At 32.0% G+C, this 17,200-nt stretch carries 10 protein-coding genes and 2 pseudogenes; 11 read left to right on the plus strand and 1 reads right to left on the minus strand.

Annotated features, from left to right (window positions below; all coding sequences use genetic code 11):
• Positions 1 to 14 precede the first annotated feature (14 nt).
• The 11 genes and pseudogenes from A9D35_RS10885 (at position 15) to A9D35_RS10935 (ending at position 15,962) form a co-directional block, all read left to right on the plus strand.
• Complete coding sequence (locus tag A9D35_RS10885) at positions 15 to 2,600, plus strand: hypothetical protein (protein ID WP_141675516.1); 2,586 nt, start codon at positions 15 to 17, stop codon at positions 2,598 to 2,600.
• Positions 2,601 to 3,218: 618 nt separating this feature from the next.
• Entirely contained in the window at positions 3,219 to 4,346 is a 1,128-nt protein-coding gene (locus A9D35_RS10890) for a hypothetical protein (protein ID WP_066222892.1), read from the plus strand.
• A gap of 242 nt (positions 4,347 to 4,588) precedes the next feature.
• Positions 4,589 to 6,157, plus strand: coding sequence for a type I restriction-modification system subunit M (locus A9D35_RS10895; protein WP_066222895.1), 1,569 nt, complete (start codon positions 4,589 to 4,591; stop codon positions 6,155 to 6,157).
• On the plus strand, positions 6,141 to 7,307 hold the full coding sequence (locus tag A9D35_RS18695) for a restriction endonuclease subunit S (protein WP_066222898.1): 1,167 nt from the start codon (positions 6,141 to 6,143) through the stop codon (positions 7,305 to 7,307). The genes A9D35_RS10895 and A9D35_RS18695 overlap by 17 nt, the downstream gene beginning before the upstream one ends.
• A 17-nt stretch (positions 7,308 to 7,324) precedes the next feature.
• Positions 7,325 to 7,846, plus strand: coding sequence for a KwaA family protein (locus A9D35_RS19825; protein WP_501161662.1), 522 nt, complete (start codon positions 7,325 to 7,327; stop codon positions 7,844 to 7,846).
• 3 nt (positions 7,847 to 7,849) lie between these two features.
• Complete coding sequence (locus A9D35_RS10910; protein ID WP_066222902.1) at positions 7,850 to 8,665, plus strand: hypothetical protein; 816 nt, start codon at positions 7,850 to 7,852, stop codon at positions 8,663 to 8,665.
• A 5-nt stretch (positions 8,666 to 8,670) separates the two neighbouring features.
• Positions 8,671 to 8,919, plus strand: a complete 249-nt coding sequence (locus A9D35_RS10915) for an AlbA family DNA-binding domain-containing protein (protein ID WP_066222905.1) — start codon at positions 8,671 to 8,673, stop codon at positions 8,917 to 8,919.
• A 281-nt stretch (positions 8,920 to 9,200) separates the two neighbouring features.
• Positions 9,201 to 9,926 (plus strand): type IV toxin-antitoxin system AbiEi family antitoxin domain-containing protein, encoded by a 726-nt coding sequence (locus A9D35_RS10920; protein ID WP_066222908.1) that lies wholly within the window; start codon positions 9,201 to 9,203, stop codon positions 9,924 to 9,926.
• Positions 9,923 to 10,888, plus strand: a complete 966-nt coding sequence (locus tag A9D35_RS10925; protein ID WP_066222911.1) for a nucleotidyl transferase AbiEii/AbiGii toxin family protein — start codon at positions 9,923 to 9,925, stop codon at positions 10,886 to 10,888. The genes A9D35_RS10920 and A9D35_RS10925 overlap by 4 nt, the downstream gene beginning before the upstream one ends.
• Positions 10,889 to 10,892: 4 nt before the next feature.
• A pseudogene (locus tag A9D35_RS10930) lies at positions 10,893 to 14,044 on the plus strand (type I restriction endonuclease subunit R).
• Positions 14,045 to 14,732: 688 nt separating this feature from the next.
• Positions 14,733 to 15,962: a site-specific integrase gene (locus A9D35_RS10935; RefSeq protein ID WP_066222914.1), complete on the plus strand. Its 1,230-nt coding sequence runs from the start codon at positions 14,733 to 14,735 to the stop codon at positions 15,960 to 15,962.
• A gap of 25 nt (positions 15,963 to 15,987) precedes the next feature.
• Here A9D35_RS10935 and A9D35_RS10940 read toward each other — a convergent pair.
• Positions 15,988 to 17,168, minus strand: a pseudogene (locus A9D35_RS10940) (IS256 family transposase).
• Between the last annotated feature and the right edge of the window lie 32 nt (positions 17,169 to 17,200).

The following is a 17,200-nucleotide window of genomic DNA, read 5'->3' on the forward strand; positions in this document are numbered from 1 at the left end:
ATATATTCATGCTAATGTTGATACTTTGTATATCTAAGACTTCGTTGGCTCAAAACATTTCTATATTTGGTTTTATAAAAAAAGATCAAGATAGTTTACCAATACCAGGTACCTCGGTTGTATTAAAAAATAATAATGCATTTTTAGGGTATGCGTATTCAGATGAGTCCGGAGCATTTAGAATTAATGTAGAATCTCAATATGAGCAACTTGTAATGGAGGTTAGTGCTCTAGGATTTAAAACATATAAAGACACCTTAATTGTTAAGGACCATGAAAATGTATTGCGAAATGTATTTTTATCTGAAAAAATAGAAACACTATCTACTGTTGTACTCAAGTCTACAGAAAAAATTGAGATTAATAGAGATACCATATCATATCGCTTGTCCGCTTTTGAAGATGGTACAGAAAATTCTGTTGAAGATATGCTCAAAAATCTTCCTGGAATAGAGGTTGATGATAACGGTGTTATTAGGGCATTAGGAGAACCTATTGATAAAATCCTGATAGAAGGGGACGATTTGGCCAATTCTAATTATAAGGTCATTTCTCAGAATTTAGACCCTTCAGTCTTAAAATCCATAGAAATCATTCAGAATTATGAAGAAAATCCTGTTTTAAAACAGTTCCTTAATTCAAATGCTATCGTTTTAAATTTAAAGTTAAAAGAAGATAAGAAATCCTTACTTTTTGGTAAAGCAGATGTTGGTATTGGCGCAAAGAACCGGTATACAAGTGATTTAAATTTAGCACTAATAAACCCTAATTTTAAATTGTTAAACCTAGGATTTATTAATAATGTAGGGAGAACAGCAGGCTCTCAATTTAGTAATTACGAATTTATGGTAGGAGGCTTTAACGATTTTCAAAAATCTTTTGAACCAAAACTAAAGCCATTGGTTTTTCTACAAGGGTCTATTATGGATATTGAAGAAAAATATTATGTAGAAAATCAAGCGTTTTCAAATAGTTTGTTACTTAACAAAAAGTTCAATAAATCGTTACATGTAAAAAATACCCTATATACCTATCGCGATAATTTTAAAAAAGATTATAACATTGATTATACCTATTTTGTTCCTCCTAGCACCATTTCATACACTGAAACGAATAACTTCGATAATACTGATTTTAGTTTAGGAAATGATTTTGAACTACAATTTTCTCCTTCAGCATCATCTAACCTCAATGCTTCCGCCTCCTTTGTTTATAAAAATAAAAACGATGTAAACATCTTGGTTACTAATGGAAATCTTATAAATCAAACTTTAAAGTCTGAAATAAATAGTTTTAATTCACAAATTCAATATACTAAAAAACTAAATAAAGGCGCTATGGTCATAGATGGTTTTTCAGGAATTAAAAGTAACAACCAATTTTTTAAAATACATCCGAATAGACTTGCTCAAGACAGTGTAAATTCCGAACTAAATACAAATTATAAGTCAACCTTAAAATACTGGGGTGCAGAATCGGCTTTTGTATTTAAATCAGGCAAAACTTCTCACTCTTATACTATTGGAGTTAATCATACAAGCGAAAAAATAATTGGACATTCATATGAAAACGAGATGGTTTTAGATAGTTTATCGGGTTTAGATCATGCCAAAAACCTACAACCAAAAGCTCAAATTAAACTTAAATTATCAATAAATGAACGTTTGGAATTCAATGCTATGGTGGAAGGAAAATTAAGCTTTTACAAAAGGAACAATATAAGCAGTTCCTTTTTTTTGCCTAATGCCGATTTTAACATTCAACTAAAAGAAGGCAAAACAGGAAATTACAGAGTAGGATGGGAATACGTTTCGAAATTAGAAACCTTAGATTATTATGTCGATTTTTTTGTAGTAAATAGTTATCGTTCTCTAGGCTTAGGGGCCAATCAAGTAAAGCCAATAACCAATAACCGATATTATTTTAAGCATAGTTTCTCTAATGTTAAAAAGCAACTTTTTTTTAGTACCAGTTTGTCTTATATACACTTTAATTCTCAATTTGTACAAGAATCCCTTTTAAATCAAAATTATAATGTATCACGAAACGTTTATACATCTGGTCAAAACTTAATCTTTTTTAATACTAGTGTTACCACTTACGCTAAACCTCTAAATATGTCCTTAAAAATGGGATATAATTATAGTCGCGTAATTAATCCTTCAGTAATTAATAACACATATTTGGAAACTATAAATAACACATCGGGCATTGGGTTATCTGGGACAAGCTATTTTAAGTCCTTTTTTAATTTTAAATTTCAATTGAATTTTACAGATATTAAAGGTCGGAATGTAGAGAGTGAAGTAAGAAATAGAAGGTTTCAATTTGTTTTTAATCCTGTATTCAAAATTACTTCGGAATGGCTCATTAGTTCAAAGTTTGAAAATTATTTAGTCGATTCCATTTTCTACGATGCTAATTATATGGAAGTAACGTACAAACCCGAATTAAAAAAATGGAGTCTAGGGCTATATGCACAGAATTTGTTTAACAAGGATACTTTCGAATTTAATTATTTAAACAACTACACAAATACCAACATCGCTTACAAAACAGTACCTAGATATGCATATATCTATTGGAGGTTTAAATTTTAATACGATTTTGGCACGGGATTATTCGAACTAAAGGCTTTATAAAAATTAAAACTTACATTCCAATAAAATCCCATTCAGCCCATTCCCACTACATTTCGCGAAAAGCTTCATTTCGGGAAAAGCGCTTCTTTACAAAGTCTCGAACACAACGTCAAGGCTTCCAACTTCTACTCCACTTGCTCGCTAATTCCCGAGAAAAACGGGAAGCGACCAAACTCCATTTCTGCCTACAGCATTAACGTTACGTTCGCTTGATTTTCTTCCATATTTGTAATTTGAATGACTAAATATACTTCCATTTTTATTAATTATTAAATGAAATTTAAATTACTAAATATATACCATCACAGGTTTCCTAATCTAGTTCACTATGATAATGGATATTTTCAAGTGTAAATTTAGAATGATTTGTTTTTACATAAAATCAAGGAATTTGCGTTAAAGATAGACTTTTAAAAATACCTAATAGTGGGTATTTTTTTTATGCCTTTTATATTTTACTTTACCTAAGTAATGAAATATTAGTGCTTTACACCAATTAACAATACTCTAATATATATGTTGATTGTTCAATTTATAAATTACATAAAACGTACATATAATTTTAAAAATTTAATTATGAAAAAACTTACTCAACTTCTCACCATATTTATGACAAGTATTGTATTTGCTCAAGAAGACAACAACATATTACACAAGGATTCAGTTCCTCTAACAAAAAAAGAGTTTTATACTGCAGTAAAGCAAGATTTTAGTTCATTGGTAGGTAATGATGAAAAAAGTATAAATAATTCAATTACAACTAATTTTGACAAAAATGAAACTAGCGTTTCAGCTAAATTTCTTATAGCTCCAAATTATTTAAATAAAAACGACAAATTTATGCACTTAATTTCAGGACAAATAAAGATAGGAGAAAGTACAAATTTTTTAGATTTGGGAAAATCTAAAATGCCTTTGATTGATTTATCTGTCCAATATAATTGGATTATGAATAAAACTTGGTACTTTAATAAGTCGAGTAAAACAGAGAAAAATAATATAAAAAAAATTATTATAGCTAATGACTCCTTGATGAAGGATGAAAAGAAACTACTTTACTACCAAATTATTGAAGAAAATGAAAAAAATAAAATTCATAATTGGACGTTTAAAAAATATCATTGGATGTCTTTTGAAATAAATTATACGAATGCTAAATATCAAATTTTTGATATAACAAAGCCTTTCGATGAGCAACTATTTAGTGAAAAATACTCTAAGGGTTCTGGGAGTATAGGATATAATTATTATGGAAAATGGATAAAGGATAATATTTATTGGAAAGACAAGGTAAGACCTCATTACGTCTTTTTTACAGTAAACTATGAATTCAAGGATGGAAATAACATTAATAAATTTGAAAAAATTGAAATTACTGATTATGAGCAAATTGAGGAAAATAACATAATAAGAGAGGTTTCTACAACTAGAACAGCTTATAAAGGAAATTATAAAACTTTTAAACAGCATAATTTCTCAAGTGAATTATTAATAGGAATACAAAAAAATATTTCGATTGACTTATTTGGTAATATTGAAATTTCTAAAGAATTTTCACCAATTTACACATATGGTGGTGGTTTGTATTTTCTGGCAAAAAATAAAAAAGAAGAGACGACGGTTAATCTCGGAATATTTATAAAGAAGGAAGGTGCAAAAGATCCATTTTTAGGTTTTAAAACCTCACTTCCCATTTCACTGTAAAAAACAACACTTAAACGATAAACCATCCACTTAGTTTGTTCTCGTTCTTAAACAATTAAATGATCCCAAAAGATTGTAGACTGACTTTTATAAAAAATTTGTATCCTAAAAACTGCTCCGGATATTACGGAATCAAATTAACCCCAATTACTTTCCTTTTTTACGGAAAACCGCAATACTATATGGTATTGATTCACTATTTTTAAGGATTGTAACCTTATCAAAATACCACATCCTTATACATGGCTAAAAAAGCTGCTGCTAAAAAGCAAAAATCGATGGAAGAAACCCTTTGGGATTCAGCCAACAAACTAAGAGGAACTGTAGAAAGTTCGGAATACAAACACGTTGTTTTAAGTTTAATCTTCTTAAAATTTGCCAGCGATAAGTTCGAAGAACGCAGGCAAGAACTTATAAACGAAGGCAAAGAACAGTTTTTAGACATGGTGGAGTTTTACACCATGAAAAATGCGTTTTTCCTTCCAGAAGCCTCCCGTTGGAGCTATATTATTAAAAACTCTAAGCAAGATAATATTGCTTTAATTATAGATACCGCATTACATACTACCGAAAAAAATAATCCGTCGTTAAAAGGTGCTTTGCCCGATAATTATTTTTCACGTCTAAATATGGATGTGAGTAAATTGGCAGCTTTACTCGATACCGTAAACAATATCGATACCTTAAAAGATAAAGAGCAAGATATTGTAGGCCGTGTGTACGAGTATTTTTTAAGCAAATTTGCTTTAGCCGAAGGTAAAGGAAAAGGCGAATTCTACACCCCTAAAAGTATTGTAAACCTTATAGCAGAAATGATTGAACCCTACAAAGGGGTTATTTACGATCCTGCTTGCGGTTCTGGAGGTATGTTTGTACAGTCTATGAAGTTTATAGAAAACCATCATGGCGATAAAAAAGAGATTTCTATTTACGGACAAGAATACACGGCTACCACTTATAAACTAGCCAAAATGAACTTAGCCATTCGTGGTATTGCCGCCAATTTAGGAGCCGTACCAGCCGATACGTTTGGTAAAGACCAGCATCCCGATTTAAAAGCCGATTATATTATGGCAAATCCGCCTTTTAACCAAAAAGATTGGCGCGCTAGTGATGAGCTATTAGACGACCCACGTTGGAAAGGCTACGATGTGCCACAAACAGGAAACGCCAATTATGGGTGGATTTTAAACATGGTCTCTAAATTATCCGACAACGGTGTGGCAGGATTTGTACTTTCTAATGGGGCTCTTTCTGGTGGTGGAGAAGAGTATAAAATTAGAAAAAAACTTATTGAAAACGGACTCATAGAAGCCATAGTCATTTTACCTGGAAGTATGTTTTATACGACTGATATCAGTGTTACTATCTGGGTAATTAATAAAAATAAAAAAGAACGCACCGTAGCACTTAACGATGTAGTAAAACATTACCGAAATAGACAAGACGAAATTTTGTTTATGGATTTGAGACAAATCGGCGAACCCTTCGAAAAGAAATTCATTCAGTTTTCTGAAACCCATATAGCAGAAATTAGTAAAACCTATCACGATTGGCAGCAGAAAGACACCGATTATCAAGACATTCCAGAATATTGCTGCTCGGCATCTCTAGAAGATGTGGTTAAAAAAGATTATTCCTTAGTGCCAAGTAAATATATTGAATTTGTTAACCGCGATGAAAATATCGACTTCGATGATAAAATGAAAGCCCTTCAAACCGAGTTTTCAGAACTGTTAAAAGAAGAAGCCAAATCTAAAACCGAATTACTTAACGTTTTTAAAGCATTGGGTTATGAAATTAAATTATAAACGATTAGGAGATTATTTAGAACCTTGTAATGAAAAAAATGACGGTAATATTATTAAAACACTTCAAGGAATAAGTAATCGAAAATATTTTCAGAAGGCAAAAACGAATACAATAGGAGTAGATTTATCAAAGTATAGGGTGGTTAGAACGGGACAGTTTGCGTTTAACAGAGCAACAACTAGAAATGGAGACAAAATTTCTATTGCTTTAAGGCGTGGAAAAGATTGTATCGTTTCACCATCTTACAGAATTTTTAAATCTAAGGATGAAAATATTCTAAATTCTGAATACTTAATGATGTGGTTTCAAAGACCTGATTTTGATCGTTATGCACGTTATAAATCACATGGAAGTGCTCATGAGTTTTTTGATTGGGATGAAATGCAGGAGGTAGAACTCCCCATCCCATCGATAGAAAAACAACGTGAAATCGTAGCCGAATACAATACCATTGTAAATCGTATAAAACTAAACGAAACCCTAAACCAAAAACTAGAAGAAACAGCCCAAGCTTTGTATAAACATTGGTTTGTAGAAAAAGACATCGTCTTAAAGAGTTCTAATTTAGCATCTATAACAAGTTTAATTACGGATGGAAAACATGGTAATTGTAAAGACGAGTATAATTCAGGATACTATTTCTTAAGCGCTAAGGATGTAAGGGATTTTTTGGTATATGAAAATTCTCGAGAAATAACCAAAAAGGATTTTGATGAAACTCATAGAAGAACAAATTTGCAACCATATGATATTTGCTTGGTAAATACCGGAGCTACTATTGGAAGAATGTGCCTAGCACCAAATAATCCAAAGACATACAAAAGTACTTTTCAAAAAAGTGTTGCAGTAATAAAACCTAAAGAAAATGTTACTACTAGTTTTTTTCTTTACTGCTTACTTAAAAATCGAATGAAAGAAATAATTGAGCTCGGAAAAGGTACCTCACAGTCAAATTTACTTTTAGGTGATTTAAAGGAATTTGAAGTAGAATATCCAGATTTTTTTTTAATAAAAGAATTTGATTTAAAAGTTAATCCTATTTATAAGCAAATTGAGATTAATTATTATGAAAATTTATGTTTGATAAAAATCAAAGATTTACTTCTTTCTAAAATGTCAAAAGCAGAAACTAAAACAGCAGAGGCCTAACTATAAAATAAATAATTATGAATTTTTTACTCAGACTTTTTTTAACATTTAGTTCGGTGTCATTTTTTGTGATTATTTATCTTATAAAAAACAAAATATTTCCGATAAACTTTTTATGCTTGTCATATTTTGAATTTTTAATGAGTGGTGTTTATGTTTTAATACCTTTCATTTTAGCTCTTATAGCATTGTTTTTTTCTAAGAAATTATCGGAATCGAATATTAAAGGAATAAAATCTATTGAAGTCTCTAATAACGATTTTTTATCAAATTATTTAGCTTTCTTTTTTGTAGCATTGAGTGTCAGTGATGGTTTGACTTTTTATATTGTTTTTGGGATTACAATTGTTTTTACGTTTGTATCTAGAGTGTCTTATTTCAATCCAGTTTTTCTAATATTCGGCTACACATTCTATTATGTACTAATAGAAGACAATATCAAAATAATGCTTATTAGTAAACAAAAATTAAAGTCACCTAAGACGATCGTGGAAATCAAAGTTCGAAGAATTAACGATTATACATTTATTGAAATATAAACTATGAATTATCTAACTGCAAAATTGAAAAATGAGTTTAAAAGTATCTTGTCTAAGAAGGATAATATTATACATAATCTTACTAATGATGAAGAGGAAGAGATTCCTTATGATCCCAATCATAAATTAAACGAAGATGAATGGTTCACTTTAACCAATTTTTCAACAGAGCCTTTTTTTATTGAAGAATTGAAACAAACATTTTCTCAAGCATCATTAAATCAAATTGAAAATAATCAGTATAATGATATTAATTTTTTATTGATTTATCAAGGCAACCAAGTCCATATACAACGAATTACTTCATCTAAATTTATCAACCGAAAAACGTTTCTTGATTATTCAGGTGAACCAATTATAACCGAACAGAAAAAGCAAATTGAAATTCGAGAAACTTCAGACGCTATTTATTTTCTTAATGAAGATAAACTTGTGTTTAGAGATTTAAGTAAATTAAAGCCAATTTTTAAAGGAATAGCAGAGTTACACCGTGAAGCTACAGAAGAAGAAGTTATTGGTTTTTTAGCGATTCCTTTTATACTTTTAAATGGATTTGATGATAAAAAAGTAGGAACCCTTAACAGGAAAAGAATTGCGGATGTTAAAGTAAAATATGAAAATTTATCTAAAAGTAAACAAGATGCACTTGTAATTTATGCAAAAGAAAATGCAGGTTTAGATATTTCCAATGATCAAGTTGAGATAAAAAGTGAAGTTGATTTAAAAAACTTACTATACGCTATGGATCAACGCTATTATTTTGCAGATATTTATGAAGAGAAAAGAATAGCCACAGCAACAAGATTACAAGCATCATAAAGAATATGGCCGAAACCAACCGCATAGAACATAAAAGAGAGCTCACCAAAGATGTAGATATAGAAAAGGAAGTTATTGCTTTTCTAAATTACAATGAGGGAGGTATTATTTATATTGGTATAGATAAAACCGGTGCGATTCTAGGCGTTAACGATTTGGATGGTGATACGCTTAAAATTAAAGACCGTTTAAAAACGAAAATTACACGGCTTGACACCTGTAATATTGGAGTCTTACGACCGGAGTTGTTTTAAGTTTTCGGAACCTTTTTTACGCACAACCTTTCCAAATACAACAACTAACGACCAAGTCAACGACTAAGTCAGCGACCAAGTTCAAAACACTTATTTCTGAGATGGAAAATAAGATGTATTCACGAGTAGAATTGATGGAAGCAATGGATATAAAACACAGATCTCCGTTTTTATAGCATTATTGGGGCAACAAGAAATAACTCATGTTTCAAACTAAAAATGTCCAGTTTTTTAATTAATAAACTGGACATTTTGTTATATTTGTAAATATTACTTATATTATGAAAGACACTGATACCATTGTAAATATAATAAATAAACTTCCTAAAGGGTATGTGTTCACCTATGAGGATTTTATGCATGAGGTGAAAAGCAAACAAGCTGCTGTAAAAGCATTAAACAGAATGGTTGCTAGTGGCAAAATAGCCAAGCTCTCTAAAGGGAAATATTTCAAGCCCGAACAGAGTGTATTTGGAACCCTAGCTCCAGAGCAATATCAAGTGGTTAAAGATTTACTAGAAGACAACAATAAGCTTATAGGCTACTTAACAGGTTTGAGTGTGTATAATCAATTAGGTTTAACAACCCAAGTAAGTAACACCATTCAAATAGGTAAAAATGAGGTAAGACCCGCTTTTAAACGCGCACATTATAAAATTGCATTTATACGCCAAAAAAATACGATTACTAAAGATAGTATTCCCCTATTACAACTCTTAGATGCGATTAAGTATATAAAGAAAATTCCAGATACTACTGTTGCAAAAGCTTGTTTACGCTTTATGGCTATTTTAAAAGAAAAATCGGCAGAAGATATTAAAACTATAATAAGATTGGCGTTAAAATACCCGCCGTCTACTAGAGCGCTATTAGGTGCCATGTTAGAGCAATTAGGGTACACAGAGCATTTACAAACTTTAAAAGCGTCATTAAACCCAATTACCACGTATAAAATAGAAGATCTAGAACAGATAGTACACACAACGAATAACTGGAATATTGTATGAAGCTACACCAAAACAAAAAATTATTTGATCAATCTATTCGTGCAACCGCACAACGTATGGGTATAGCAGATATTTATGTGGAAAAAGATTATTGGGTAACGTTAACTTTATACCAAATATTTAAGCAACCTATAGGAGCAGAAACAGTTTTTAAAGGAGGAACTGCCTTGAGCAAATGTTTCGATATTATCCAGAGATTTTCTGAAGATGTAGACTTAGTTATGGTGCGGAAGGAAACTGATACCACTAGTAAAATGGAGCGGAAGGTTAAAAAGCCAAGTAAAGTTATTGAGTCTATTTTACCTGAAATTTATATGGAAGGCTTAACGAATAAAAAAGGGATGCTACGTAAAACCGTACACCAATATCCTAAAGTGTTTAAAGGTAAATTAGGACAAGTTCGGGATGTTATTGTTTTAGAGGCAAGTTATCTAGGACGATTCGAGCCTTACCACACCCAATATATAAATTCATATATTGGAGAAATGATGGTGGCTGTGAATCAAAATGATTTAGCACAGGCATATGATTTGATGCCATTTCAAGTGAATGTGATGGATGTAACGAGAACCTTTTGTGAAAAAATTATGAGTTTGGTTCGGTTTTCTTATGGTTTAAATGCAATTCAGCAATTAAAAGATAAAATAAGACACGCTTACGATATTCATCAATTAATGAATTTAGAAACTGTGCAGGTATTTTTTAAAAGTGAAGCTTTTATTGAAATGTTAACACAGGTAAAGGAAGATGATCGCTTAAGTTTTAAATCGGAAAATACATGGTTAGATTATCCTATTTTTAAAGCACTAATTTTTTCAGATACAGAACAGGTATGGAGTCAGTTAAAAACAAGCTATTCTCATGAATTTAGAATGTTAGTCTATGGTGATTTGCCTGAGGAAAAAGAGGTATTGCAATCGTTACTAACTATAGCGCACCGATTAAAAGAAATTAAATTGTAAACCAATGAAATTTACAGAAGCACAATTAGAGCAAGCCTTTATTGAATTATTGGGGCAGCAAGGTATTCCACACGTGTTAGGAGGTTCTATACAAAGAACCGACCAAGAGGTTCTGCTTAAAGACGATTTAAAAGCCTTCTTGCTCAGTCAATATAAAAACGACCATTTAACAGAGTCTGAAGTTAACCAGATCATTAGGCAATTGGAAATTTGTTCTGCTTCCGATTTGTATGAAAGCAACAAAGCCATCATGAAAATGGTGTCTGATGGATTTGCTCTAAAACGTGAAGATCGTTCTAAAAAAGATGTGTGGATTTATCTAATTGATTATTCAGAACATAACAACAATACTTATAAAATAGTTAATCAGTTAGAAATAACGGGTTACGAAAAGCGTATTCCAGATGGCATTTTATACATCAACGGTTTGCCATTAGTGGTGTTTGAATTTAAAAGTGCTATTCGCAATAACACTGCTATTCATGATGCTTATGTACAACTAACAACACGTTACAAACGCGATATTCCAGAGCTGTTTAAATACAATGCCTTCTGTATAATTAGTGATGGCGTAAATAGTAAATCTGGTTCGTTTTTTGCGCCTTACGAATTCTTTTATGCCTGGCGAGCAGAATCTGATAGACACTTTTTTGTAGATAAAAAAGAAACCGATGGTATAAACAGCATGCTGTCTATGATTAAAGGCTTGTTTAATCAAACCGATTTACGACAAGTTATAAAGAATTTTATTTTCATTCCTGACAGCTCTAAAAGAGAAGAAAAAATTGTATGTCGTTATCCTCAATATTATGCAGCGAGTAAACTCGTAGAAAATATTAAGCGGCACCAAAAACCTGAAGGCGACGGAAAAGGTGGCACCTATTTTGGAGCCACAGGATGTGGTAAAAGTTATACCATGTTATTTCTAACACGGCTACTCATGAAAGGGGTACACTTTTCAAGTCCAACCATTATATTAATAACTGACAGAACCGATTTAGACGACCAATTATCGGCTCAATTTACAAATGCGAAAGGGTTTATTGGCGACCAGAATGTGATAAGTGTTGAAAGTAGAAAAGAGCTAAGAGCATTATTGCAAGGTAGAAAAAGTGGTGGTGTATTATTAACGACTATTCATAAGTTTTCTGAAGACACAGAGCTGTTAACCGAACGCACAAATGTGATTTGTATTTCGGATGAAGCGCATAGAAGTCAAATCAATTTAGATCAAAAAATAAAAGTCACCGAAACTGGGGTTGAAAAAACCTATGGTTTCGCTAAATATTTACACGATTCGTTACCAAATGCCACCTATGTAGGATTTACTGGAACGCCAATTGATGCTACTTTAGATGTGTTTGGTGATATTATAGATTCGTACACCATGACAGAATCTGTAAAAGATGAAATTACGGTGCGTATCGTTTATGAAGGACGTGCTGCAAAAGTGGTTTTAAAAAACAGTAAACTATATGAAATTGAGGAATATTACCGTCAGGTTGCAGATGAAGGCGCCAATGAATATCAAATAGAAGAAAGCAAAAAAGCATCTGCCAATATGAATGTTATTATTGGTGATCCAGAACGCATAAAGGCAGTTGCAGAAGATTTTGTAAAACATTACGAAAAACGTATTGAAGAAGGCGCCACCGTAAAAGGTAAGGCTTTATTTGTATGCAGTAGCAGACCCATTGCCTTTGAAGTGTATAAAGAAATAATTGCTTTACGTCCAGAATGGGCGGTTGTAAAGACCTGTGAAGAAGGTGCAGAGCTTACTGAAAAGGAACAGAAGGAAATTAAACCTATGGCGCGTGTTCAAATGATTATGACCCGTGGCAAGGACGATCCTGAAGCCATGTATAATGCCTTAGGTACCAAGGACGATCGAAAGGAATTAGACCGACAATTTAAAAATGAGAAATCTAATTTTAAAATAGCCATAGTTGTAGATATGTGGCTAACAGGTTTCGATGTGCCTTTCTTAGATACCATATACATAGACAAACCAATACAACAGCATAATTTAATACAAACGATTTCTAGAGTTAACAGGAAGTACTCGGGGAAGTCAAAAGGTTTGGTTGTCGATTATATCGGAATTAAAAGCGCGATGAATAAAGCGTTAAAACAGTATTCACAAGTCGACAGTACTAATTTTGAAGACATCGCTAAGTCGGTTACCATCGCTAAAGATCAATTAGATCTATTAGCCAGACTATTCCACACGTTTGATAGCGCTCCGTATTTTACTGGGGAATCCTTAAAACAATTAGATTGCCTGAATAGAGCTGCCGAATTTGTACAGCTAACTGAACAACAAGAGAAACGCTTTATGGGATTAGTAAAACGTTTAAAATCGGCTTACGATATTTGCTGTGGGAGTGAAGAATTTGAAGAGTCTGAACGTGACCAGATTCATTTTTATTTAGCCATTCGTTCTATCGTTTTTAAACTGACTAAAGGTGATACTCCAGACACCGCTCAAATGAATGCTAGAGTGCGTGAAATGGTGCGAGAAGCTATAAAGAGTGATGGTGTAGAAGAACTATTTAAACTAGGTGATGGAAAAGATGCTCAGGTAGACATTTTTGATGCCGATTATTTAAACAAAATTAATAAGATTAAACTACCGAATACTAAAATAAAATTACTCCAACAGCTATTATCTAAGGCGATTGGTGAATTTAAAAAAGTGAATAAAACGAAGGCCATTGATTTTCTAAAAAAATGAAAACCTTAGTTGATAGTTATAATGAACGTAAAGCGGATGTATTACAGAGTGAAGTTTTAGAAGATTTTACAGATGAAATCATCAATTTATATCACGAGTTGGTAAAAGAAAAAGAATCCTTTTCAGATTTAGGAATCGATTTTGAAGAGAAAGCCTTTTATGATATTTTAAAATCGCTTTGTATAAAATATGATTTCGATTACCCTGAAGATAAATTAATCAGCTTATCAAAAAAAGTAAAAGTGGTCGTTGACGACAAAGCAAAATACACCGACTGGAACCAACGTGCAGATATTAAAGCTGAATTAAAAGTAGACTTAATAATTCTACTTGCAGAAAATGGCTACCCTCCTATTGATAAAGACGAAGTGTATAAAGAAATTTTTGAGCAGGCAGAGAATTTTAAGAAGTATAGTGGGTAATACGTTGCATTTATCAAAGTCATAGTTTACAATTTAGTCTACAGAAGTTATTGCTATAAGGTTAAATATAAAAAACACCTACAGTAAACCATCTACCCCTGATGATAGAAAACCAACCTATCCCGTAATGGTCTAAATAATAAATTTAAGAAAGAAGAATACTTATTTGTGACTAAAAGAATGTGCCACTATAAATTTGAAATTAATTTAACAAGCATAAAAAATTATACAGGAAATTTAATGATTTTCATTAAAAATCAAGAAACAATAAATTATGTTATATTAAACAGTTTCTAAGGAATAAAACAGCCAAATTTAAAGATAATCTACACTACAAAAACAGCACAAGTATCTGTTTTTAAGTTTAATAGAAAAACATCATAACCTACACACTATTATTTTAACAAGAATGAACCATAAAAATAAAACTGCCACCCTTTCTGCCACCCTAAAAAAGAAAAACCCCCCAAACACTGGGTGTTTGAGAGGTTTTCGGTGGTCCCACCTGGGCTCGAACCAGGGACCACCTGATTATGAGTTAGAAAGATTTGTGTATCAATTGGTTTCATTAATTATCATCAACACTGATAATCAACACTTTATAGTATTTTAGTTTGTATCTAATTTCATATTTAGTATCTTTAATAGGCAATTTGTTGTACCTATGTTGTACCCATTATAAACTATTATGGCTTCTATTAAAACTGTTTTAAGAAAAAAACCTCTCACCGATGGAACATTTCCGATATGCCTTCGTGTCACAAAAAATAGAAGAACTAAATACTTTAAGACAATCTTTACAACTCTCCCGAGCGAATGGAATGAAGCAACAGGAACATTTAACAAACGAAACTCCAGCTATATTCAAAACAATAGATTACTCCTTAAATTTAAGGATCGTGCTTTGAAAGTTTATGGTCAATTAGAAATTGAACAAGAAAACTTTACTCTAGAAGATTTTGAAAAATATTATAGGATAATAGAAAATCCAATCCAGAGAAATGTATTCACATTTTGGAATGAGATAATAGATGAAATGTTAACCGCAGGTCGAACAGGAAACGCAAGAGTAAATAAAGAAACAAGCCAATCAATTAAATTATTTCACAAAAGGAAATCACTAACCTTTAGGGAAGTCTCCACTGTTTTTCTTAATAAATATGAAGTATTTCTTAGGTCCAGGGGAGGAACTGATGGTGGTATTGCTGTTCGCATGAGAGCAATTAGGGCCGTATATAACATGGCAATTGCTAGAAACCTTATAAAAGAAGATTACTATCCCTTTAAATCATATAAAATCTCTAAACTTAAAGGAAAAGGTATAAAAAAAACATTAGATTTAACTGAAGTATTAAAGATTGTAAACCTAGATTTAAAGGACAGGCAGAATTTACAATATAGTAGAAATTATTTTGTCTTTAGTTTTTACACTAGAGGAATGAACTTCGCCGATATGATGAAGTTGAAACATAGCGATGTAACTGGTGACAGAATAATTTACACTAGATCCAAAACTAAAGGAAACTTTATAGTAAAAGTTCTACCTCCTGTACAAGAAATTTTAGATTATTTCGCTCCATATAATACTCATACCAAGTATGTCTTCCCTATTCTCTATCGGGAAAATTACACGCCTACACAATTAGAAAATAGAAAGAGTAAAACATTAAAAAAATACAATAAAGATTTGAAAGAAATTGCAAAATTATGCAATATAAGTAAACCCCTTAGCAGCTATGTTGCAAGACATAGTTTTGCAAATTGTCTAAAACAAAAAGGTATTGCCACAGATATTATTAGTGAATCTCTAGGACATCAGAACTTGGCAGTAACTCAAGCTTATTTAAAAACTTTAGACAACACTGTTCTTGACGATGCTTGTGAGGTTTTATTGGACACTATCCCTAAAAGTGTGTAAATTATAAATCGAGGGTTTGGCTTAATTAAAGCTGAACCTTTTTTTCAAATATAGGTCAAAAACCAATTTAAAATAATGCCCCAATTTCTAATAGACATCGAACATTTTTTTGTAGCCTCTCTAAGAGCTAAAAAAGTGGACTTAATTACAGCTTCGTCAGTCGGTAATGGAGCTTGTTTTTGGTATATTTCCTGATTTTCCCATTAAGGTTTTCAATAAGGTTTGTGGTGTAAATAACTTTTCTAATTTCTAAAGGAAATTCGTAGAAAGCGGTCAGCTCCTCCCTGTTGCCCCTTCAGCTTTTAGTAGCATAAGAGTACTTATTTCCCATTTCTAAGCAAAGTCCTCCAGAGCGGCTTTTGCTGCGCTTTTGGCAGTTGCATCGTAGGGGTTTTCCTATCCTTTGTAAATTCTCTTTTCTCCTTCCATACCACGTATATACAGGTGTTTTTAATTTGGTGTACCATGTAGATTTGGGTCTTGGATTCTGGAAAAACGTTTTTGATGGTTTCTGTAAAACCGTTGAGATTGTCTGTGGCGGTTATACACCTCTAGCCTTTATATCGGTTAAGACACTTATCCAAAAGGCTACCAGCTCATTTTTACCAAGCCAAAGTCCCAAGACTTCCTTTTTGCCGTCCCTGCGCAGTCCTAAGTCAATTTACATGGTTTTGTGGATAATCTGGAGTTCTCCCGAACCTTGAACACAATACCGTGCATCCAAGTGATCAGATATACGGGTTCCGATGGTCTGTTCTACAGAGCAACAGTTTAATTGGTAACTTTATCCGTGATGCGTGATATGGTGAATGTAGACATATCAAAATCATAGACCTCACGGATTTGTCCTTCGACATCAGAATTACTCATACCCTTAGCACAAATACTGATAATCACATTTTCTATGCCATCGACCATGTTAGTGAGTTTAGGAACTAGCATAGGGTTAAAAGAGGCTTCTCGGTCTTTGGTAACTTTAATATAAGTCTCGTCTAATGCCGTTTTTATCTTTTTGGAAGCATAGCCATTACGGGTATTGCTAATATCGGATTGTTGATGTTTATCATAATCTAGATGTACATCAAGCTGGCATTCATGCATCTTTTCAACACCTCGCTTTTGGATGGATTTTAAAAAGGAGATCTGTTCTTCTCCTGTTTTGAACTGTTTTAAAAAGTTGTCGTTTAGAAAATCTTTTTTCTTCATAAGTGTATAAAATTTAAAATTATACAAAAAAA

Origin of the sequence: Formosa haliotis, from assembly GCF_001685485.1 — a bacterium.
In the GTDB taxonomy this organism is placed as follows: Bacteria; Bacteroidota; Bacteroidia; order Flavobacteriales; family Flavobacteriaceae; genus Formosa; species Formosa haliotis.